Origin of the sequence: Epilithonimonas hispanica, assembly GCF_003385395.1 — a bacterium.
Lineage (GTDB): Bacteria > Bacteroidota > Bacteroidia > Flavobacteriales > Weeksellaceae > Epilithonimonas > Epilithonimonas hispanica.
Genome location: NZ_QNUG01000020.1, coordinates 34,608 through 54,158 on the forward strand (window position 1 = coordinate 34,608; position 19,551 = coordinate 54,158).

Below are 19,551 nucleotides of genomic sequence, written 5' to 3' on the forward strand. Positions count from 1 at the left end.
CGTTCAATAATTGTTAAGTTGACAAAGATAGGAATTTAGTCTCATTTTAATTATTGAATTAAAAATATTTTGGTTAAAATTTCCTTAAAATTTCACTTCGAATAATCATTCAAAATTCCAAAATTTCGCTTCAACTAAATCTCTCATATTAAAACTTCAAAAAGAGGAATATATTGTTGAAAATCTGTTTATAATTTTTAGAAAACTTATAGATTTTATCAATTTTCCAAAATGATATTCAGAAACAGTCTTAGTTTTAAAAATTGTAAATTTGCAAACTGAAAAATGAGTCCAAAAAATAAATTTCATCAAACTTCTGATTTTGCCGTTCTAAGCATCAGTTACGAAAAAGCTGATGCAGAAACTCGTGGCAAATTTGCATTTTTTGATGAACACGTTAAATCTTTCGTCAACCAAATTCATGAACAGGATTTTGGTGATGCTTTCGTGGTTTCCACTTGCAACAGAACAGAGATTTATTCTACAACCAAAAACTACCTTCATATCGCGGAACTCTACTGTAATACAGTTGGTGTTCATCTTTCTGAGTTTTTGAAATATGTGAATGTTATACAAAGAGAAGATGCGCTTTTTCATCTTTTTCGAGTTGCTGCAGGTTTGGAAAGCCAGATTATTGGTGATTTTGAGATTGTTTCTCAAATCAAGAATGCCTATCACAGATTCAAAAAGTATAAGGATTTTTCTAATCCATATTTGGAAAGAGCAATTAACTCCTCGATTCAAATTTCGAAGAGAATTAAAAACGAAACAGGAATCAGTACTGGTTCTGCTTCGGTTTCTTACGCCGCGGTTCATTATATATTGAACAACACGAGACATCTTCACGAGAAAAATATTTTGCTTCTTGGTGTGGGAGAAATTGGTCAAAACACGATTGAGAATCTTGTTAAACATATCTTTCAACCAAAAATCAAAATTGCGAACCGTTCTTTTGAGAAAGCTGAGAAAATTGCCGATAAATACAATATTCCTCAAATTGATTTTAATGAATTTCCAGAGGAACTGAAACAAACTGATGTTCTGATTGTTGCGACGGGAGCTCAGAAATATATTATTGACGAATCCAACTTTCCTAAGGACAAAGAAATGCTAGTCATCGATTTATCAATTCCAAACAACGTTCAGAAGGAAGTGGGAAATTGGGAAAATGTGACTTTGATAGACGTTGACCAACTTTCGCAAACCATCAAAGCAACGATGGAACAGCGAAAAAAGGAAATCCCGAAAGCGGAGGAAATCATCAAAGAAATGGCGAAAGACTTTGTCGACTGGGAAAAGAAAAGAAAGCTGGCTCCCAACATCAATCAATTCAAAAATTCTTTGAAACAGATTGAGGAAAATGAGATGCACAATATCCATAAAAAATTCAATTATGCAAAAATTGAAGATATGGAACTCTCGAACAAACTGGTGCAGAAAATCACAAACCGATTTGCAAAGTATATCTTAGAAAATCCGTCCCGTGCTAATGAAATCACAAAATTGATGGAAGAGATACTGGATATTCATAAACAAGAATCCAATGAACAAAATAAGAATAGGAACACGAAATAGTCCACTTGCACTATGGCAGGCTCACGAAGTTGAATCAAAATTACAAAACCTTGGTTTCGAAACCGAGATTGTTCCTATTGTAAGTTCAGGAGACAAAAATCTTAACCAACCACTTTATGCATTGGGAATCACAGGTGTGTTTACGAAAGATTTGGACATTGCTCTATTAAATAAAGAAATCGATATTGCTGTTCATTCTTTGAAAGATGTTCCGACTCAATTGCCTCAGAATATTCAGATTTCTGCGGTTTTGGAAAGAGATTTTCCTGAAGATGTTTTGGTTAGAAATAATGATGCTCAACCTTTGGATTTAAACGTTTTGAAAATCGCAACCAGCAGTTTGAGAAGACGTGCGTTTTGGTTGAAAGAATTTCCTGAAACTGAATTCACTGACATCCGAGGAAACGTTCAAACACGTTTGAAAAAATTGGATGACGGAATCGCTGATGCTACCGTTTTTTCTTTGGCAGGAATCAAAAGAATGAATCTGGATATTAATTATGAACAAATTCCGTTCTTATTACAGGCGCCTTCGCAAGGTGTTGTTGCCATTGCAAGTTTGTCTGATAATGAAATTTTGAATGAATCTTTAAAATCGATTTCTCATAAAGAAACCGAAATCTGCGTAACGATAGAAAGAGAATTCCTGAAAACGCTTGAAGGCGGTTGTACTGCTCCAATTGGCGCAAAAGCTGAAATGGTTAACGGACAAATCAGATTTCTTGGAAGACTTTGTTCACTTGATGGGAAAAACTGTATCGAAACCGATGAGATTTTTAACTGGAACGACTCTGAAAACTTTGGAGAAAAAATTGCTCTGGAAGTTCTAAAAAATGGAGGCAAGGAATTGATGGACGAAATCCGAAAAAGTCTGTAAAATATTAAACCACAAAAGGCACAAAGATTTTACACAATGTTCACTAATAGAATTATTAAGCTTTAATCTTTAATATTGTGTTCTTTGTGAAAAAACCTTGTGAACCTTGTGTTAAAAAATCCACACAATGAAAATCCTTTTTACAAAATCACTGGACAAAGAAAAAGTTTCCGAGAAATTGGGAACAGATTTTTCGGTGGATTTTGTTGAAGTCATTCATACTGAAATTTTAAAAACTAAATCTTTCGGTTTAAAAAACAATTCATTGATTTTCACAAGCGTGAATGGAGTAAAAGCTTTTTTCGAAAATGGATTTTCTCCAAATGAGAACTTTGCCGAACCAAAAAACTACAACAAAATCTACGTTGTTGGTTCGCAAACCAAAAAGGAATTAAGACAACATAATTTCGGAACTTTTAAACTTTGTAAGAATGCTAATGAACTTTCAAATTTCATAACAGAAAATTCTGTGAACGAAAAGTTTCTGCATTTTTGTGGCAATATTGCGCTAGATATTCTAGATGAGAAATTGCCTTTACAAAATATTTATTACAAAAAAATCCCTGTTTATAAAACCAAACTACTCTACCCGAAAATCGATGAGAAATATCAGGCGATAGTTTTCTTCAGTCCGAGTGGAGTTCGTAGTTTTGCAAAGTTTAATCAATTGGATGGTATGAAGATTTTTTCGATTGGAAAAACCACAACTTCCGAATTGGAAAAACTAACTGATAATAAAATAATTACAAGCTCAAAAAACACTTTAGCTGATATTTTAAATTTGATTAAATCAAGTATTTAAAGTTATCAACTGTTGCAAATATGCAATAGTTCAAGCTTATAATTAATAATGAAGTCTATAGAAATTTACACTTCCACAAATGGCGATACTCAAATTGAAGTTCAGTTTGAGAAAGATACTGTTTGGCTGAGCTTAAATCAAATTTCTGAGCTTTTTGGAAGAGACAAATCTGTAATTTCTAGACACTTTTCTAACATTTTTAAAGAACAAGAATTAGAAAAAAATTCAGTTGTTGCAAAATATGCAACAACTGCTCAAGATGGCAAAACCTATCAGGTTGATTACTATAACTTAGATGCTATATTATCTGTTGGTTATAGAGTTAATTCTAAACAAGGAACACAATTTAGAATTTGGGCATCCCAAAGACTTAAGGACTATTTATTAGAAGGTGTAAGCATCAACAAGAAAAGATTAAACGAATTAGAAAGAATCGTCAATATAATTGAAAGTACAGAGTCTGCGGAAGTCAATCAACTTTCAGAAGCTAAAGGCTTACTTAATATTTTAAACAATTACACTAAAAGCTTTATTCTTCTTAATCAATTTGACAGTTTTTCACTAGAACTCAATCATCTTGAAGAAAATATCACTTATGAAATTGACTATCAAGAGTCAATAATTGCGATTGAAATATTAAAAAAAGAATTAATAAAAAAGCAAGAAGCTTCCGACCTTTTTGGAAATCAAAAAGATAAAACTTTTGAAGGAATATTAAAAAGTATTACTCAAACTTTTGACAATCAATATTTATATCCAAGTATTGAAGAACAAGCTTCTAACTTACTATATTTTATAATAAAAAACCATCCATTTTCTGATGGAAACAAGAGAATTGGAGCTTTTATTTTCATTTGGTTTTTAGAAAAGAACAAACATCTTCTAAAAAAAACTGGAGAGAAAAAAATCAACGACAATGCTTTGACTGCTTTAGCGCTATTGATTGCTCAAAGTAATCCAAGCGATAAAGAATTAATGATAAAATTAATTTGTAATCTAATTACAGACTAAAATATAAAAATGATTAAAAACGACCTATATTTAAAGGCACTTCGCGGAGAAACCGTAGAAAGACCGCCAGTTTGGATGATGAGACAAGCGGGAAGATACCTGCCAGAATTTATCGCATTGCGCGACAAATACGATTTTTTCACAAGATGCCAAACGCCGGAATTGGCTTCGGAAATCACGGTGCAGCCAATTAAAAGATTTCCTTTGGACGCAGCGATTTTGTTCTCCGATATTTTGGTGGTTCCGCAAGCAATGGGAATCGATTTCAAAATGAAAGAATCGGTTGGACCTTGGTTGGATGAACCTATCAGAACTGCTGAACAAGTTGATAACGTTATTGTTCCTGACGTGAATGATACTTTGGGTTACGTTTTCGATGCGATAGAAATGACTTTGGAAAAGCTGGACAATGAGATTCCGTTGATTGGATTCGCTGGTTCGCCTTGGACGATTTTTTGTTATTGCATCGAAGGTAGAGGTTCTAAGGATTTCAATATTGCGAAATCATTTTGTTTTCTACAGCCAGAAGCGGCGCACAAATTATTACAAAAAATCACTGATACGACGATTGCTTACCTGAAAAGAAAAGTGGAAAAAGGTGTTTCTGCCGTTCAGGTTTTCGATTCTTGGGGCGGAATGCTTTCTCCAGCAGATTATCAGGAATTTTCTTGGCAATATATCAATCAGATTGTCGAAGCGCTTGCGCCGTTGACTCACGTTGTGGTTTTCGGGAAAGGTTGTTGGTTTGCTTTGGACGAGATGACAAAATCTAAAGCGTCCGCAGTTGGTGTGGATTGGACAATCACGCCGGAATTAGCTAGACAATTCACGAATAATGCTGTGACTTTGCAAGGGAATTTTGACCCATCAAGGTTACATTCGAAGCCAGAAACGATTAGAAAAATGGTTCACGAAATGATTAACCGTTTTGGAAAAGATAAATACATCGTCAACCTCGGACACGGGATTTTACCAAATATTCCTATTGAAAATGCCGAAGCTTTTATAAAAGCGGTGGTTGAATGGAAACCATAAAAAAAGGAGCAAATTAATTTGCTCCTTTTTTTATTCTAATTGTCCTGGTGCGGGTTCTTGAGGTTTTAAAGACTCGTTATTCAATCCATCTTTTGGCGGTTGCATTCTTTTTCTGGTTTTATCATCCTCTATTTTCTGTCTTTGTTCAAGATTGAATGTATCTTTCTTATTCATTTCCATCGTCTGAGAAGATGTATCCATTTTCATTTCGGTAGATTTCAGATTTTTTTCTGCTTTCGACCTCATATTATCTTTTTTGGGAGTCGTTTGTGCGTTCATTAATAATGTTCCAAACATTAGAAATGCTCCCGTTATCAATAACTTTTTCATAACAATTTATTTAGTGTAGATAATTAGTTTCAAACACCAAACCATATTATGTTAAATTTAAGAAGCTATAAGATTTTTGGGAAAACTTTAGTACAGCTTACTTTTCTAAAACTTGTCTTAGTTTTTCAACAAAAACATAGGTTGCCGGACAAATCAAAGTATTTTTGATGGTAAGATTATTGATTTGATAAATCTTCTTGCGATCTGTGTGGGGATATTCTCTACAAGCTTTGGGACGAACATCATAGATTGAGCAAGTATTGTCATCATTCAGGAAAAAGCAAGGTAAATTTTGAAGGACTTTATCATTGTCTTCATCTACTCTCAGAAACTTGGATTCAAAATCTGCTTGTTTCATCCTAAGATGTTTTGAGATTCTTTCAATATCTTTTTCTGTATAAAGTGGACCAGTTGTTTTACAGCAATTCGCACAGCTGAGACAATCGATTTCCTCAAAGGTTTCTTCGTGTTTTTCTACAACCAAATAATCAAGATTCTTCGGCGGTTTCTTTTTGAGTCCATCCAAGAATTTTTTGTGGTCTTTCTGTTTTTGTTGTGCTTGTTTTTTATAGAAATCAAGATCCATTCTGCAAAATTAGTGGTTTTCTGAACAAAACCTGACATTAATCTTATTTCAAACTGATTCAAAAAGCAATAACTTTGGTAGAATTAAAATATCGAATTATGAAAGATATTACAACAAGAGAAGACGTAGAATTTCTTGTAAAAGAATTCTATAACCAAGTGATAAAAGACGACCTCATCGGATTTTTCTTCACAGACGTTGCGAAAATTGATCTTAATAAACATCTTCCGAAAATGTATAATTTCTGGGAAAGTATTCTTTTAGGAAATCCCGTTTACGAAGGTCATCCAATGGCAAAACATTTCCCAATCAATGAAGTTTCGGCTTTGGAAGAGAGGCATTTCAATCGTTGGTTGCAGATTTGGGAGAAAACAGTTCACGAAAATTTTGACGGAGAAAACGCTGAAAATGCTATCAACCGAGCTTTAAATATCGCAAGAATTATGAATCACAAAATGGCGAATGCAAGGAGAAATTAGATTTTTCTAAAATCCAAGATGATGCAATTGGTAATCTATCCAGTCTGTCAGCATATGAAACAGTAATCCAACACCAATAATCCTTGGAATTCCTTTAAAAAATAATAAGAGAAAATAAACGCCAATCGCCCAATAAGTATGAAGCGGATGGAAATTGATACTGCATCTGTCTGGAGCAAAAATCGGTGTACTGAGCAAATGGTCTGCATCCACCAACATTGTTGCCAACATTATGAAATAAGCTTTTTTCCAATCTTTTCTGAAGAACAAGAAAGCTAACACAACCGGAAAGCCAAAGTGTAAAAAATAATGGATTATTGTTCTTAATGTGATAAAATCGGAAACATTCATTCTCTAGCGTAATAGGATTGGTAATTTTTCTTTTTTGAATTTCAGTTTCAGGTAATAATAATTTTCTTTGTTGCCATAAAAAACATAATCCAAATCAGAAATTGTTTTCAATCCAGATTTTGAAATCGTTCCTAACAAAGTTTCAAACAGTTGACTGTTTTTCAGAAAGAAATAATTTCCAAAAAGATTTTGATTGGACTCAATTGGTTTTCTTAAAGATTTTATGATAATTTCATTTCCTTTTTGTTCTATTAGATTCGGTTGAAAAGGAATTGCTGTGAACTGATCGTCTGCATTAATCCATTTTTTATCTTGAAAATAAGACCAAACTTTTTCGGTTTCTGGACTTTGAACATTAATCTTGTAACTTGGCTGTACCAACTTCTGATAACTGACTTTTTCCACTTCATTAAAATCATCATCATAAGCATAACTCACAATCTTGTCATTAACAGATTCTAATTCTGAAATTGCACTAACAGAATTGATGTCAATCGAATCCCTTAGATTATCATTAAATAAATTTGAGACGATTTTAGCATTTTTGGAATCTAATTTCATCTTCAGAAATTGAGTTTGTCTGTCTAAATCCGAGATTTGTGAGGAAAAAACATCTTGAACGGATTTGGTTTTGATTTCGATATTGTCTTCATTCAGATAAATAGCAAACTTATGAATTTTAGATTTTGCAAAATAAGACACGCTCGCAACCGAATTATTAATCAACTGGTCAGCGTTTAATAGTTTATTTTTAGAATTAAGAATCTGCTGAACTTTAGTCTCAAAATTCGGATTCGAAAACCCTACAACACATTTGAAAGCTTCAATTTTTATTGAAAAACTATCTTTCGTATAAATATTATTTTTTGAAATTTTGAAGCCTTTTTTTATCAAAAATTCAATCAAACTATTTTTGTCCTTAATCTCAAAAAAACTATACCATTCAGCAAAATTAGAATCTTTCAAATGGAAAATCTGGATATAATCCGGAATAACAAGTCCATTATTTTTTGATGCTATTTTTGAATCTCCAAACCAAATAAATGGATTCTTTAAAAAAGTTAAAAAGTATTGTTGTTTTAATTCTTTAACATCAATTAAAACAACAGCATCTGCATTTTTCGGAATAGACTTCAATTCTTTATCCTTGTGAAACCACAGAAAAAAAAAGGTAATTCCGACAATTAAAATCAGTAAAAAAAAGATTGTTCTTTTCTTCATTTAAAATGAGGTTGGTTTCACTGGCTCCATTATTTTAATCAAATCATTACAAAGGTCAAAGAAATACATCAAGCTGTTTTCCGAGGAATTCGGCGTTGTATAATTGAATTCTGTTTCAATACTTTCGCCTTTCACATTGGTTTTAAAATCAAAGTCGCCCGCATTTTTCCTGAAAAGGTTAAGCGCTTTTTGTTCCGGCAAAGTTTTGAATTCTTTTTCCAACCCGTTCATCAATCTCTGCATATTGAAACTTCCCGACTGCGAATTTCTGGAAGCTTCTTTTGCCCATTTTTCAGAAATTCCGGATTGTTTTTTTGGAACTAAATTTGCAAGAGAAGTTGTCAAGTAAACGATTCCGTCTTTTACCGTGAAGAACATTTGGTCCATATAACTGCTGTTTTTCGGGTCTTTTTTCAGGTAATAGATTTCTCCATTTTTTCCAAATTTCTGCGCCAATTCTTTGTTAGAAGTCAACACATCAAAAATACGTTTCCAATAATCATCGTTATCCGTCGCAAAAGCAAAAGTGAAATCCGGAACTGCAACATCTTTGGTTTTTCTGATTTCTTTGCTGTTGAAGTTCTCATCAAACTCGTAATCTGTGTACTCTACTTTTTTAGTATTAAGTTCATTCAACACAAAAATTCCGTTTCCTGGAGCGATTTTGGAAATAGCTTTTTCATCCAGAACGATTTTTACCGTTTCGATAATTAATCCGATTTCTTTTTGATATTTTTCGTTGTCATTGCTACTTTCGAACAAGCTGTACAACATATCAAAATACTTGTATCCATCAACATTAATCGCATAATATCCAATGCTTTTATCCGGAATCAAAGACATCAATTTCTTATCCTTTTTGCCTTGATAAACTGCCGAAATATTCTTCTGAGCTTCCTTATTTCTATGTTGATAATTGTTGACAAATCTTAATTTATTCTTCTCAAAATAAACATTAAAAGTCGAATTGGAATTGTAAAGATTATCCAAAAGACTTCCGTAACTGTAGAGGCTCAACAACTTTTTATAAGGTCCATTTTTGAAGACTTCTCCGTAATTCGTGTAGATGAAAATATCAGATTTGGGGTCTTGAAACGCAACCATTTCTTTTGGAACTTCTATCTCAATATTGGCTTCGAAATGTTTATCAAATTCCCTTTCAGCAAAAGCTTTTATAATCTTAAAATTTTCAGCTTTTATAGAATCCATTTCTTTTTTGTAAGCCAAATCCTCCGCTTCTTCATCATATTCTTCCGTTGGTTTTGCAGAAGCAACTTCTTCGCTTTCAACAGCTTCTTCTGTTTTCGGTTGTGGCGGATATTGATGATGTTTTTCGAGATACTTAATATCTTTTTGGAGACGTGCAATTTCTGCATTATGTTCCTTGATATCTTCTTTTTGATATTTAATTTCGTCCTTTAGGTATTTGATTTCTTCTTTGTAATCAAACGGTTTTTCAACTTCCGTATAAGCCGAGTCTAGTTCAACAGCAGTCGAATCAGTTTTCATTGCAATTGAATCTATAAGCGCCGATGCTACACTATCCACAGCTTTATCATCATCAAAAAATTTTGGGTAAGATTTGGTATAACTTACGCCAGTAATAACCGCACGTTTGTCATTCCAAGCGACAAAAGTTTCGTCATTGAGATTGACATAAGAATACTTGTCTTTCTTCGTCACTTCCAATTCTTTTTTAGCAGAAACGTTGATGAATTCTAGAAATTTCTTAGAATCCTGAAGAATAAAATGCGCTGTGTAAGCTTTCACAGAATCATTGAAATTAGAAAAATAATGGTATTGTTTCGCATCATTTTGGATTCCGATGTTGGAGAAATCTTGCCAAGTTGGTTTCTCCTGATTGTTCTTATTCAAGTCTTGCAAAATCGGATTCAGTTTGTTCCAATTTACTTTTTCGTTGAGCTGTTTGGAATTGATTTCCATATAAAAAAACGCATTCTTGGGAATTTCCGTCTTGCTTTGAGAACTGGCAAAAAAGAAACCCAGCAAAAGGAAATATAGAATCTGAAATTGGTGTAAAACTGTTTTCATATGTAGTTTTTATTGTAATGAAATGGTATTCTGAACCTGCTTTTTTTCAAGTACAAAATCCAAAATATTGCTATTAATTTTTAAAGCTTTTTTATTCGGAGAAATGGCGTAAGTGTTATTAGTCTGAGACTTAATAACACTTTCAAATTGCAAAATAGATGTGTAAGTCGCATTATTGAAAACCTCTTTATCCGTACTGCTGAGTTTGTTGTAATCGTTTTTGAAAGAATTAATCTTGTTTCTTATAAATGTTTTCTCAGCAACATTATTCTTATATAATTGAGTTGGAATGGTTTTTCCAATCATATTTTTGGCTTTCAGTTTTTCTAAACCAGCATTGATATTTTCAATCTTTTTGAAATTACAGCTGAGCTTAATAATATAATTCTCAGCATCAAAAGACGTTTTCACTTGACTGATTCCCGGAACAGTTTTAAATATTTCCGAAGCTTCTTTCAGCTTACTTTCTATCTCCGATTTTTTAGGAACTTTTTTACCATTAATCGTTTCCATTTTTGAGATAGATTGCAATCGGGTTTTGCTTTTGCTCGCATTCAAAATGATGGAATATTCTCCGCTTCCATCAGCTTTCAGACTCATTTTATCAATGATATCAAAACAACTTGTCAAACTAATGAAAGTGATGAACAGAGCGAGATATTTAATCAGATTTTTCACAGGAATTGAAGTTGGTTGTTAACAAAGATAATCTTTATAATTTTAAATCCTTCCTTTTAAATAATCTTGTCGAAGTTCCTCGTCAAGTTTTTCTATCGCATAACGGAGACAAGTTCTTGGCATTTCTTTGTAATAAAGATTGAGGAAATCTAATAATTCTTTTTCGTTCATTTTTCCCATTTCTCGAAGAAGCCAGCCGTTAGCTTTGTGCATCAAATCGTGTGGATGTTTCAGATTCTTGAGAGCGAAGTTTTTCGTTAATTCAAATTGTCCTTTTTTGATGTGATGCATTGTTCCGACAATCGCCATTCGCATTTCCCACATATTTTTGGAATCAGATAATTTTTCTAAGATTTTGGAATCTTGATTTTCAAAACAATATCGACCTAAAATTTTATAACAGGATGTATCAACCAAATCCCAATTGTTGATATGTTTTGAATGCTTCAGATAAAAATCAATGATTTTTTTTTGTTCGATTTTATCTTTGGTTTTCTCAAATTTATAAACCAAAATCAACAAAGCCGTCAAACGATGTTCGTGAATTTTTGAAGACAACAATTCGCTAAGTTCTTCAAGAGAAATCTTATTGTAAAATTCTTTCGCAACGCTTCTTTGGTCTGGAACAGTTACACCAATAAAAACATCGCCTTCGCCATATTCTCCTTTTCCCGTTTTGAAAAATTTGGGAAAGAATTCCGCTTTTTCAGAAATAGAAAGGATTTCGAGAGCTTGTTTTATTTCTGATGAAAGAGACATTTATTTTAAATTTAACTGATTCTGAAATACTTCAAGATATTGAGCCAAATGAAAACCATCCATCAAACCGTGATGTCCTTCTACAGAAACAGGCAACATTTTTCGACCGTTTTTCTCAGAAAATTTCCCAAAGACAATTTTAGGAATTGATTCTTTTGGGTCGAAATTCGTCGGATGAAGCAAACCTGTAAAATGCGTCCAAGGCATTGTAGAATGTCGGATATGATTTGGTGGAAGTTCTTCGTTTCTGATTCTCAAACCAGAAGAGTTTTGAACTTCATCAATTTCTTTTTGCAAATTCTGGTTAAATATTTGAAAATCATCAGAATATTCGAAATAAGAAAAGCCAAATGTTCCGTCATTTCTTGCAATTGTAGAACCAACGTGAACAATATCGAACGCTATAACCTCATCATTTACAATTCTATAACCAAATTCCTCAACCGAATTAACAGCTTTCATCGATTTATGAAGATAATGAGCGAAAAAAGATTCATTGCTTTCCTTAGCTAATTTGTAAGTTTCTGTACAATCAACTTCGGTTACAATTCCGAAATAAGGACTTTTCATTCCGGAAAAAAATTCGAAATGTTCTTTTCTCTTCCAGTTTTTTATATCGATAACTTTCATTTAATGAGTCTCTTCAAGCGTTTGTTCGATTATTTTTTCTTCGGTAGCAATTTTCTTCGGATTGGCAACTTTTGCAATCGTCAATCCTTGAACTATAATTGAAAATACAACTACACAATAAGTAATGCTAATGATTATCTGACTGTATTCATTCACAGGAATTGACAAAGCCAAAGCAATCGAAACACCTCCTCGGATTCCCCCCCAAACCAGAACTTTCACCGTCTGCGGACTGAATCGATATTTGAAAGCCATAAATTTTGTCGGAACAAAAATCGCAACCCAACGTGCTAAAAGAACAATCAAAATGCAAATTCCGCCTGCAACCAGATATTCATTTAAATCTTTGATTAACAGCAATTCAAAACCGATAAAAAGGAACAGAACAGCGTTCATAATTTCGTCAATCAATTCCCAGAATTTAATCAAATAATCTTGCGTCTCAGATTTCATTTTGAAACTTTCACTGAAATTTCCCATAAATAATCCTGCCGCAACCATCGCCAAAGGTGCAGAAATGTGCATCTCGTGAGCAATCAAATAACCACCCATAACTACTGACAACGTGATTAATACGGAAATAATATAATCATCCACAACTCTCATTGCTCTTGATGCAGACAATCCTAAAAGAACTCCCAAAAGCAAACCTCCGCCAGCTTCTCTCAATAATAGAAGTCCAACATTTTCGACATTCAAATCGATTTCTTTTCCGATTGCTAATTGCAAAACAACTGTGAAAACAACAACAGCCATCCCATCATTGAAAAGTGATTCTCCGGCAACTTTGGTTTCTAAAGATTTTGAAACATTCGCCTGCTTCAAAATACTGAGAACCGCTACTGGGTCAGTAGGAGAAATCAATGCACCAAAAACTAGACAGTAGATAAATGGCATCTGAATACCAACTAATGGTAATAGATAATAAGCTCCAAAAGCCACTGCAAAAGTTGAAATAATGACTCCAACCGTAGAAAATATCACAACTGGACCAAATTGCTCTTTTAAATCTTTGATATTAACGTGGATTCCTCCTGCAAATAATAAGAAATTCAACATTGCTCCCATCAGAACTTCGGTAAAGTCTAAGTTGTGGACGAGCTCAGTTAAATGAGTTGTAGTTTTCGGTAAGAAATTTTCGCCTGAAGCAACCAAAGTTACAGAAACGATAATTGCAATGACCATTATTCCGATTGTACTCGGTAATTTGAGAACTCTGTAATTGATATATGCAAATAAAGACGCGAGAACGATTAAGACTGAGAATGAGTAATATAACTCCATTTTTGTTTTTGATATTGTTTTTGTTGATAGTTGCAAATTCTACAACATAATCAACTTATTTAATTAAGCTTACATTTTATTTTTCCTCTTCATCATCGAAATATTCAAACAACAAATCGTTGTAAGGGAAACGGGAAATATGAATCCTTAGAACCTCATCATAAATCAGTTTCTTCATTTCTGGAAAGTTTTCTTTAGTCAAAGCTGAGATGAAAACCGTTGGGAATTTGGACTTCGCCATCCACGTTTTTTTCCATTCATCTAGAGAAATATTTTTGTTTGAACCAGGCGTCAAATCATCTTCGTCTTTTTTCTCATAACTGAAATCATCAATCTTATTGAAAACCATAATCATCGGTTTACGATGCGCATCGATTTCCTGAAGGATTTCATTCACAGAATTAATATGGTCTTCAAAACTTTCGTGAGAAATATCAACAACGTGAATCAACAAATCTGCTTCACGCACCTCATCCAAAGTGGATTTGAAAGATTCTACTAATTGAGTCGGCAATTTTCTGATAAATCCAACCGTATCCGTTAAAAGAAAAGGAAGATTCCCAATCACAACTTTTCTTACCGTTGTATCAAGCGTTGCAAATAGTTTATTTTCAGCAAAAACTTCAGATTTTGACAAAGCATTCATCAAGGTCGATTTTCCAACATTGGTGTAACCAACCAAAGCCGTTCTCACAGTTTTACCTCGGTTTTGTCTCTGAGTTCCCATCTGTTTATCGATGATTTTCAGTTTGTCTTTCAACAATGTGATTCGGTCACGGATAATCCTTCTATCGGTTTCGATTTCCGTTTCTCCGGGTCCACGCATCCCGATTCCCCCTTTTTGACGTTCAAGGTGAGTCCACATTCTTGTCAATCGAGGAAGAAGATATTGATATTGAGCTAATTCTACCTGAGTTCTTGCGTAAGAAGTCTGAGCTCTTTGTGCGAAAATGTCGAGAATCAAGTTGGTTCTGTCAAGGATTTTGACTTCCATTTCACGCTCCAGATTTTTCAATTGGGAAGGCGACAATTCGTCATCGAAAATAACCGTTCCGATATTATGTTCTTTTGCATAATCTCGGATTTCCTCCATTTTTCCTTTTCCTACAAATGTTTTGGAATCCGGTTGAGTCAATCTTTGGGTAAAACGTTTGGCAACTGTTGCTCCTGCTGTGAAGGCTAGAAACTCCAATTCGTCCATATATTCTATCAGTTTATCTTCGCTTTGATTTTGGGTAATTAAGCCCACCAAAACCGCTTGTTCATACTGATGTTCTTTTTTTTCTAACATTTAAAATTTATAATATTTCTGATTTTGACAAGGTACTATTTTTCGACAAAAAAACCAAAGGTATTCTTTGGTTTTACAATTTCTGACTTTAATAAATCAGTAGTTCCAAGTGTTTTAATTGATAAGATTTGCCGTCAATGTTTTGTCAAAACTGAAAGCCTGACTTACTGGACAGTTTTCTTTAGCATCTTTAGCAATTTTTTGGAATTCTTCTTCTGAGATTCCGGGGATTTTGGCATTCAATGTCAATTCTGACAAAGTAATTTTCCCATCTACCAAACTGATTTTACAATCTGTTTCCAAAGTTTCAGGATTGTAGCCAGCCTCTGTCAACAAAGCCGAAGTTTTCATTGTAAAACAACCTGCGTGAGCTGCTGCCAACAATTCTTCTGGATTAGTTCCAACTCCTTCCTCGAATCTGCTTTTGAAGGAATATTGAGTTTCATTAAGCGTTGTACTCTGAGTCGTTAAAACTCCGCTTCCGTCTTTTACTGTTCCTTTCCAGACTGCTTTTGCACTTCTTTTCATAATTAATTTTATTTTGGATTTATATTGTTTGAATCTTTTTACTTTTCTCTTGTTTCTTTATCAATCCCAATCTGCAGCAACAAACTTCATCGTTGATTTTCCGTCTGTTAAAGTTAAGAAATGTCCTTCGATTTTGTATTGATTCATTGTTGGTAATTCTTTTCCAAATAATTCTTCCAACTTCATTCTTCCGTCACAATACATCATTGTTGAACCAACGCCAGAAAATTTTGCTTTTCCTTTATCAAATTCGGCTGTGAAAAACATTCCGTTACAACCCATTTTTGCACCAAATCTACTAGGAGCTTCCGCATTTTTGGTCAAATCCATATAAGTTTCCAGTTTAGTCAGCTCTTGTTTTGTAAAATCTTTATATTCAAAAAGCATCCATTTTCTGTGAATATTTTGTTCCGTTGAAGTCATAGTTTTATTGGCTTTGCAGGAAAAAATTAAAAACATTGTCATTAATAAAATCCCAATCACTCTGATATTTTTCATTACTAAATTTTTACTCAATCTCTTAGCTAAATTCGTACCACTTAGATTTAAAATAATGATTAAATTAGCCCATTAAAATAATTCTCTATGAAAAAAATATTTTTAGCATTAACCCTGATTTTGGGTTATGCTCAGATGAGAGCTGACGAAGGAATGTGGCTTCTGATGCTTGTAAAACGTCTGAACGGAGTTGATATGCAGAAAGAAGGTCTGCACTTGACGCCGGAAGAAATTTATTCTGTAAATAATTCCAGCTTGAAGGACGCTATCGTAAGTTTCGGTGGTTTCTGTACTGGTGAAATGGTTTCTGACCAAGGTTTGATTTTTACTAATCACCATTGTGGCTACGATGCAGTTGCTGCGGCTTCTACTCCAGAAAAAGATTATCTTAAGAACGGATTCTGGGCAATGAAACCGAATGAAGAATTCAATGCTAAAGGTCTTTATGTAAGATTTCTTGTAAGAATGGATGACGTTTCTGCAAGAATCAACGCAAAACTGAATAACAATATGTCTGCTGCAGACAGAAAAGCTGTTATCGATGCTGAGTACAAAGCCATCCAAACAGAAAATTCTGAAAACGGAAAATACACTGTTGTGGTAAGAGATTTCTTTAATGGGAATGAGTTCTATTATTTTGTTTATCAAGACTATAAAGACATCAGATTGGTTGGAGCTCCACCTTCATCTTTAGGAAAATTCGGTGGCGATACAGATAACTGGGAATGGCCAAGACACACTGCAGATTTCACAGTTTTCCGTGCTTACGCAGATACAAACGGTAATCCTGCAGAATATTCTGAAACCAACGTTCCTTTGAAACCAAAACACCATTTACCTGTTTCTCTTAAAGGATACAAGCCTGGAGATTTCACAATGATTCTTGGTTATCCTGGAAGAACCAACCGTTACTTGACTTCTTATGGAATCGAGCAAATGGTTGACAAAGATTATCCAGCTTGGGTAGAAGCTTCTAAAGTGGCGATGGATGTGATGAAGAAGTATATGGATAAAGACAAAGCAACTCAGTTGGATTATGCTTCTCAGTATGCAAGTGTTGCTAACTACTGGAAAAACAGACAAGGAACTATTGATGCTGTAAAGAAAAACGGAACAGTTGGTGAGAAACAAAAACTTGAAGAAAAGTATAATCAATGGGCGGCTCAAAGTCCAAACGAGCAATCTTATTACTCCGTTTTGCCTGAAATTAAAGCTTATTACAATCAAGTTTCCGGAAGAAATGTAGAAAGAAATTACGCTTCTATTTTGCAAAGAAATGCACACTACATCTCTACAGCTTATCAATTAGGAAGTCTTTTCAAAACGTATGCTGACCAAGACGAAGCTGGAAAAGCTTCTATGAAACCTAAAGTTCTTGAGGCTATCGAAAAAGCTTATGATGGTTTTCACGATAATGTAGAAGGCGATATGCTAGTTCAATTGACTTCCCTTTACAAAACAAAAGTAGCTAAGGAATTTGCTTCTTCAACTATTTTGGAAGCTGATGTAGCAAACCTTTCTAACTTGGCTTATGCTTCAGTTTTCGCTAATAAAAAAGCTGCTTTGACTTTCGTAGAAAATCCTGACAGACTGAAAATCGATGCTGATAAATTGAGACAATTCGCCAACGGAATTGTTGAAGACCAAAAATTGGGTATCGAGAAATATTCTAAAGTTGACGAGAACTTTGCTAAAAACAGCAGATTATTCTTAGATGGACTTAGAAAAGCTCAGCCAGACAAAAAATTCTATCCTGATGCTAACTCTACGATGAGATTAACTTACGGAACTATAGAAACACTTCCTGTAAGAGAGGACAGAAACTACAAAGGAATCAAAGAAAACTATTATACCGATATCAATGGTATGGTTGCCAAATACAAAAAAGGCGACGAAGAATTTGACCTTCCTAAAAAAGTCCTAGACCTTGCTAAGAAAAAAGATTACGGTCAATATGCAGACAAAGATGGATTTATGCCAATCAATTTCTTGTCTAATAATGACATCACAGGTGGAAACTCTGGTTCTCCAATCATCGATGGACACGGAAATCTTATCGGTCTTGCTTTCGATGGAAACAGCGAAGCTTTGAGCGGCGATATCGTTTTCGAACCTAACTTACAGAGAACAATTAACGTTGACGTTCGTTATGTTCTTTGGATTATCGACAAATATGCTGGCGCAAAAAGAATCATCAGCGAATTGACTTTGGTAAAATAATTTATCATTAATATATTGAAAGCCACCAAGATTTGGTAGCTTTTTTGTTGCTCAAATTTCTGGAAATCGTTTTCCATATTTTTTTTGTAAATTAGAGAAATCATTTTCTATGAATTTAAAGTCACTATTTCACTGGTCCTATATTTTCCCGATTTTATCAGTTGTTTACTATTCACTCGGAATTACTGACAACAGTCCTTTACTTGCAATTTTAGGAGGTGCTTTATTAATATCATCTGTTTTAGGTGCAGTTCATCACGCCGAAGTTGTAGCTCATAAAGTAGGCGAACCTTTCGGAACTATTATTTTAGCGATTGCAATTACGGTTTTGGAAGTTGGATTGATTGTTTCATTAATGGTTGCAGGCGGAAAAGAAACCGACAAACTAGCCAGAGACACAGTTTTCGCAGCAGTAATGTTGATTTTAAATGGAATTCTCGGCGCTTGTCTTCTTCTCGGCGGAATCAAATTCAAAGAACAGTTTTTTGCCCGAACTTCTGGAAATATGGCTTTGATAAGTCTCGTTGCGATTGTTGTAATGACATTAATTTTGCCTAATTATACCACAACCGAACTTTCCGCAACCTTTAGCAAGGCTCAATTAATATTCTTCTCAATTGCTTCTTTAATCATCTACAGCACATTTTTGATGGTTCAAACGGTGAGACACAGAAATTATTTCCTTCCCGAAAATGATGATGAACAACACGCCGAACCACCAACGAACTTCGAAAGTACAATGAGTTTGATATTTCTAATCATTTGTTTGGGTGTCGTAGTTTTTCTTGCAAAAGCACTGTCTCCACAGATAGAAAATATGGTTCATAGTTTTGGTGCACCACAAGCTTTAGTTGGTGTCATAATTGCCGCAGTTGTATTGTTACCTGAAGGAATGGCCGCTTTGAAAGCCGCTAGAAGAAACCAATTCCAAACCAGCTTGAATTTAGCGCTTGGTTCTGCAATTGCAAGTATTGGATTGACGATTCCTTGTGTTGCTGTGGTTTCGATTATTTACGAGATGCCTTTGTTATTAGGTCTTGATATCAAATCAATGGTTTTGCTAGCATTGTCACTTTATACTGTGATGCTTTCTTTGAATCGAGGAAAAACCAACATTCTTTACGGCGTTGTTCTTTTGGTCAATCTTTTCGCTTATATTTTTACTGTGATTGTTCCTTAAAATTTTATCTTTAAATTCTCTATAGGAATTGATAAAAACTGGATAGACACATAGAAGAAATATATACAACTAAGCTTTAAAAAGGTAAAATAGAATTCATTCAAATCTATTTCATCTTAAATCAAAAACTTGTGTGTCTATGTGTTTAATAATTTAAAACAAAC

The 19,551-nt window shown here is 33.9% G+C and carries 20 protein-coding genes; 8 read left to right on the forward strand and 12 right to left on the reverse strand.

Annotation, left to right across the window (positions count from 1 at the left end):
• Positions 1-285 precede the first annotated feature (285 nt).
• The 5 genes from hemA to hemE all read left to right on the forward strand — a co-directional run bounded on the left by hemA (position 286) and on the right by hemE (position 5,300).
• The gene (gene hemA, locus DRF58_RS10690) at positions 286-1,575 is read left to right on the forward strand and encodes a glutamyl-tRNA reductase (RefSeq protein WP_116035338.1); all 1,290 of its coding nucleotides are present in this window, start codon (positions 286-288) and stop codon (positions 1,573-1,575) included.
• Positions 1,544-2,452 (forward strand): hydroxymethylbilane synthase, encoded by a 909-nt coding sequence (gene hemC, locus DRF58_RS10695; protein ID WP_116035340.1) that lies wholly within the window; start codon positions 1,544-1,546, stop codon positions 2,450-2,452. Before hemA ends, hemC begins: the two co-directional genes overlap by 32 nt.
• Before the next feature lie 127 nt (positions 2,453-2,579).
• Positions 2,580-3,254 carry a uroporphyrinogen-III synthase gene (locus tag DRF58_RS10700; RefSeq protein ID WP_116035341.1) on the forward strand — a complete coding sequence of 225 codons (675 nt, stop codon included), beginning with the start codon at positions 2,580-2,582 and terminating at the stop codon, positions 3,252-3,254.
• Positions 3,255-3,302: 48 nt separating this feature from the next.
• On the forward strand, positions 3,303-4,265 hold the full coding sequence (gene rhuM, locus DRF58_RS10705; protein WP_116035343.1) for a virulence protein RhuM/Fic/DOC family protein: 963 nt from the start codon (positions 3,303-3,305) through the stop codon (positions 4,263-4,265).
• A 9-nt stretch (positions 4,266-4,274) separates the two neighbouring features.
• The gene (gene hemE / locus DRF58_RS10710) at positions 4,275-5,300 is read left to right on the forward strand and encodes a uroporphyrinogen decarboxylase (protein WP_116035345.1); all 1,026 of its coding nucleotides are present in this window, start codon (positions 4,275-4,277) and stop codon (positions 5,298-5,300) included.
• Between the two features lie 30 nt (positions 5,301-5,330).
• Here hemE and DRF58_RS10715 read toward each other — a convergent pair whose 3' ends face one another.
• Together DRF58_RS10715 and DRF58_RS10720 are read right to left on the reverse strand one after the other, a co-directional pair.
• Positions 5,331-5,630, reverse strand: coding sequence for a hypothetical protein (locus DRF58_RS10715; RefSeq protein WP_116035347.1), 300 nt, complete (start codon positions 5,628-5,630; stop codon positions 5,331-5,333).
• 97 nt (positions 5,631-5,727) lie between these two features.
• Positions 5,728-6,216: a YkgJ family cysteine cluster protein gene (locus tag DRF58_RS10720; protein WP_116035348.1), complete on the reverse strand. Its 489-nt coding sequence runs from the start codon at positions 6,214-6,216 to the stop codon at positions 5,728-5,730.
• Between the two features lie 98 nt (positions 6,217-6,314).
• Between DRF58_RS10720 and DRF58_RS10725 the strand changes: the two genes are divergently transcribed.
• Positions 6,315-6,695, forward strand: a complete 381-nt coding sequence (locus DRF58_RS10725; protein WP_116035350.1) for a group III truncated hemoglobin — start codon at positions 6,315-6,317, stop codon at positions 6,693-6,695.
• A 6-nt stretch (positions 6,696-6,701) separates the two neighbouring features.
• Here the strand turns inward: DRF58_RS10725 and DRF58_RS10730 are convergent, their stop codons facing one another.
• The 10 genes from DRF58_RS10730 to DRF58_RS10775 all read right to left on the reverse strand — a co-directional run bounded on the left by DRF58_RS10730 (position 6,702) and on the right by DRF58_RS10775 (position 15,987).
• On the reverse strand, positions 6,702-7,046 hold the full coding sequence (locus DRF58_RS10730) for a DUF6122 family protein (RefSeq protein WP_116035352.1): 345 nt from the start codon (positions 7,044-7,046) through the stop codon (positions 6,702-6,704).
• Positions 7,047-7,049: 3 nt separating this feature from the next.
• A complete protein-coding gene (locus DRF58_RS10735) occupies positions 7,050-8,267 on the reverse strand; it encodes a hypothetical protein (protein WP_116035354.1) in 1,218 nt (405 codons plus the stop codon).
• Positions 8,268-10,319, reverse strand: a complete 2,052-nt coding sequence (locus tag DRF58_RS10740; protein ID WP_116035356.1) for a DUF4836 family protein — start codon at positions 10,317-10,319, stop codon at positions 8,268-8,270.
• 9 nt (positions 10,320-10,328) lie between these two features.
• Positions 10,329-10,997, reverse strand: coding sequence for a hypothetical protein (locus DRF58_RS10745; protein ID WP_116035357.1), 669 nt, complete (start codon positions 10,995-10,997; stop codon positions 10,329-10,331).
• Positions 10,998-11,039: 42 nt separating this feature from the next.
• Positions 11,040-11,756 carry a DNA alkylation repair protein gene (locus tag DRF58_RS10750; protein ID WP_116035359.1) on the reverse strand — a complete coding sequence of 239 codons (717 nt, stop codon included), beginning with the start codon at positions 11,754-11,756 and terminating at the stop codon, positions 11,040-11,042.
• Complete coding sequence (locus DRF58_RS10755; RefSeq protein ID WP_116035360.1) at positions 11,757-12,386, reverse strand: chloramphenicol acetyltransferase; 630 nt, start codon at positions 12,384-12,386, stop codon at positions 11,757-11,759. It abuts the gene before it with no gap.
• Positions 12,387-13,670 carry a cation:proton antiporter gene (locus DRF58_RS10760; RefSeq protein WP_116035362.1) on the reverse strand — a complete coding sequence of 428 codons (1,284 nt, stop codon included), beginning with the start codon at positions 13,668-13,670 and terminating at the stop codon, positions 12,387-12,389.
• A gap of 76 nt (positions 13,671-13,746) precedes the next feature.
• Positions 13,747-14,961, reverse strand: coding sequence for a GTPase HflX (gene hflX / locus DRF58_RS10765; RefSeq protein ID WP_116035364.1), 1,215 nt, complete (start codon positions 14,959-14,961; stop codon positions 13,747-13,749).
• A gap of 114 nt (positions 14,962-15,075) precedes the next feature.
• The gene (locus tag DRF58_RS10770; RefSeq protein WP_116035366.1) at positions 15,076-15,489 is read right to left on the reverse strand and encodes an OsmC family protein; all 414 of its coding nucleotides are present in this window, start codon (positions 15,487-15,489) and stop codon (positions 15,076-15,078) included.
• Between the two features lie 60 nt (positions 15,490-15,549).
• Positions 15,550-15,987 (reverse strand): META domain-containing protein, encoded by a 438-nt coding sequence (locus tag DRF58_RS10775; protein ID WP_116035367.1) that lies wholly within the window; start codon positions 15,985-15,987, stop codon positions 15,550-15,552.
• Positions 15,988-16,074: 87 nt separating this feature from the next.
• Here DRF58_RS10775 and DRF58_RS10780 point away from each other — a divergent pair, with 87 nt between their 5' ends.
• Both DRF58_RS10780 and DRF58_RS10785 read left to right on the forward strand, forming a co-directional pair.
• Positions 16,075-18,207 carry a S46 family peptidase gene (locus tag DRF58_RS10780; protein WP_116035369.1) on the forward strand — a complete coding sequence of 711 codons (2,133 nt, stop codon included), beginning with the start codon at positions 16,075-16,077 and terminating at the stop codon, positions 18,205-18,207.
• A 109-nt stretch (positions 18,208-18,316) separates the two neighbouring features.
• The gene (locus DRF58_RS10785; protein WP_116035370.1) at positions 18,317-19,387 is read left to right on the forward strand and encodes a calcium:proton antiporter; all 1,071 of its coding nucleotides are present in this window, start codon (positions 18,317-18,319) and stop codon (positions 19,385-19,387) included.
• Positions 19,388-19,551: the final 164 nt, after the last annotated feature.

Excerpts from the sequence above, each read along its gene's own strand:
- hemA (WP_116035338.1), top strand. The coding sequence starts at position 286 with ATGAGTCCAAAAAATAAATTTCATCAAACTTCTGATTTTGCCGTTCTA.
- hemC (WP_116035340.1), top strand. The coding sequence starts at position 1,544 with ATGAACAAAATAAGAATAGGAACACGAAATAGTCCACTTGCACTATGG.
- DRF58_RS10700 (WP_116035341.1), top strand. The coding sequence starts at position 2,580 with ATGAAAATCCTTTTTACAAAATCACTGGACAAAGAAAAAGTTTCCGAG.
- rhuM (WP_116035343.1), top strand. The coding sequence starts at position 3,303 with ATGAAGTCTATAGAAATTTACACTTCCACAAATGGCGATACTCAAATT.
- hemE (WP_116035345.1), top strand. The coding sequence starts at position 4,275 with ATGATTAAAAACGACCTATATTTAAAGGCACTTCGCGGAGAAACCGTA.
- DRF58_RS10715 (WP_116035347.1), bottom strand. The coding sequence starts at position 5,630 with ATGAAAAAGTTATTGATAACGGGAGCATTTCTAATGTTTGGAACATTA.
- DRF58_RS10720 (WP_116035348.1), bottom strand. The coding sequence starts at position 6,216 with ATGGATCTTGATTTCTATAAAAAACAAGCACAACAAAAACAGAAAGAC.
- DRF58_RS10725 (WP_116035350.1), top strand. The coding sequence starts at position 6,315 with ATGAAAGATATTACAACAAGAGAAGACGTAGAATTTCTTGTAAAAGAA.
- DRF58_RS10730 (WP_116035352.1), bottom strand. The coding sequence starts at position 7,046 with ATGAATGTTTCCGATTTTATCACATTAAGAACAATAATCCATTATTTT.
- DRF58_RS10735 (WP_116035354.1), bottom strand. The coding sequence starts at position 8,267 with ATGAAGAAAAGAACAATCTTTTTTTTACTGATTTTAATTGTCGGAATT.
- DRF58_RS10740 (WP_116035356.1), bottom strand. The coding sequence starts at position 10,319 with ATGAAAACAGTTTTACACCAATTTCAGATTCTATATTTCCTTTTGCTG.
- DRF58_RS10750 (WP_116035359.1), bottom strand. The coding sequence starts at position 11,756 with ATGTCTCTTTCATCAGAAATAAAACAAGCTCTCGAAATCCTTTCTATT.
- DRF58_RS10755 (WP_116035360.1), bottom strand. The coding sequence starts at position 12,386 with ATGAAAGTTATCGATATAAAAAACTGGAAGAGAAAAGAACATTTCGAA.
- DRF58_RS10760 (WP_116035362.1), bottom strand. The coding sequence starts at position 13,670 with ATGGAGTTATATTACTCATTCTCAGTCTTAATCGTTCTCGCGTCTTTA.
- hflX (WP_116035364.1), bottom strand. The coding sequence starts at position 14,961 with ATGTTAGAAAAAAAAGAACATCAGTATGAACAAGCGGTTTTGGTGGGC.
- DRF58_RS10770 (WP_116035366.1), bottom strand. The coding sequence starts at position 15,489 with ATGAAAAGAAGTGCAAAAGCAGTCTGGAAAGGAACAGTAAAAGACGGA.
- DRF58_RS10775 (WP_116035367.1), bottom strand. The coding sequence starts at position 15,987 with ATGAAAAATATCAGAGTGATTGGGATTTTATTAATGACAATGTTTTTA.
- DRF58_RS10780 (WP_116035369.1), top strand. The coding sequence starts at position 16,075 with ATGAAAAAAATATTTTTAGCATTAACCCTGATTTTGGGTTATGCTCAG.
- DRF58_RS10785 (WP_116035370.1), top strand. The coding sequence starts at position 18,317 with ATGAATTTAAAGTCACTATTTCACTGGTCCTATATTTTCCCGATTTTA.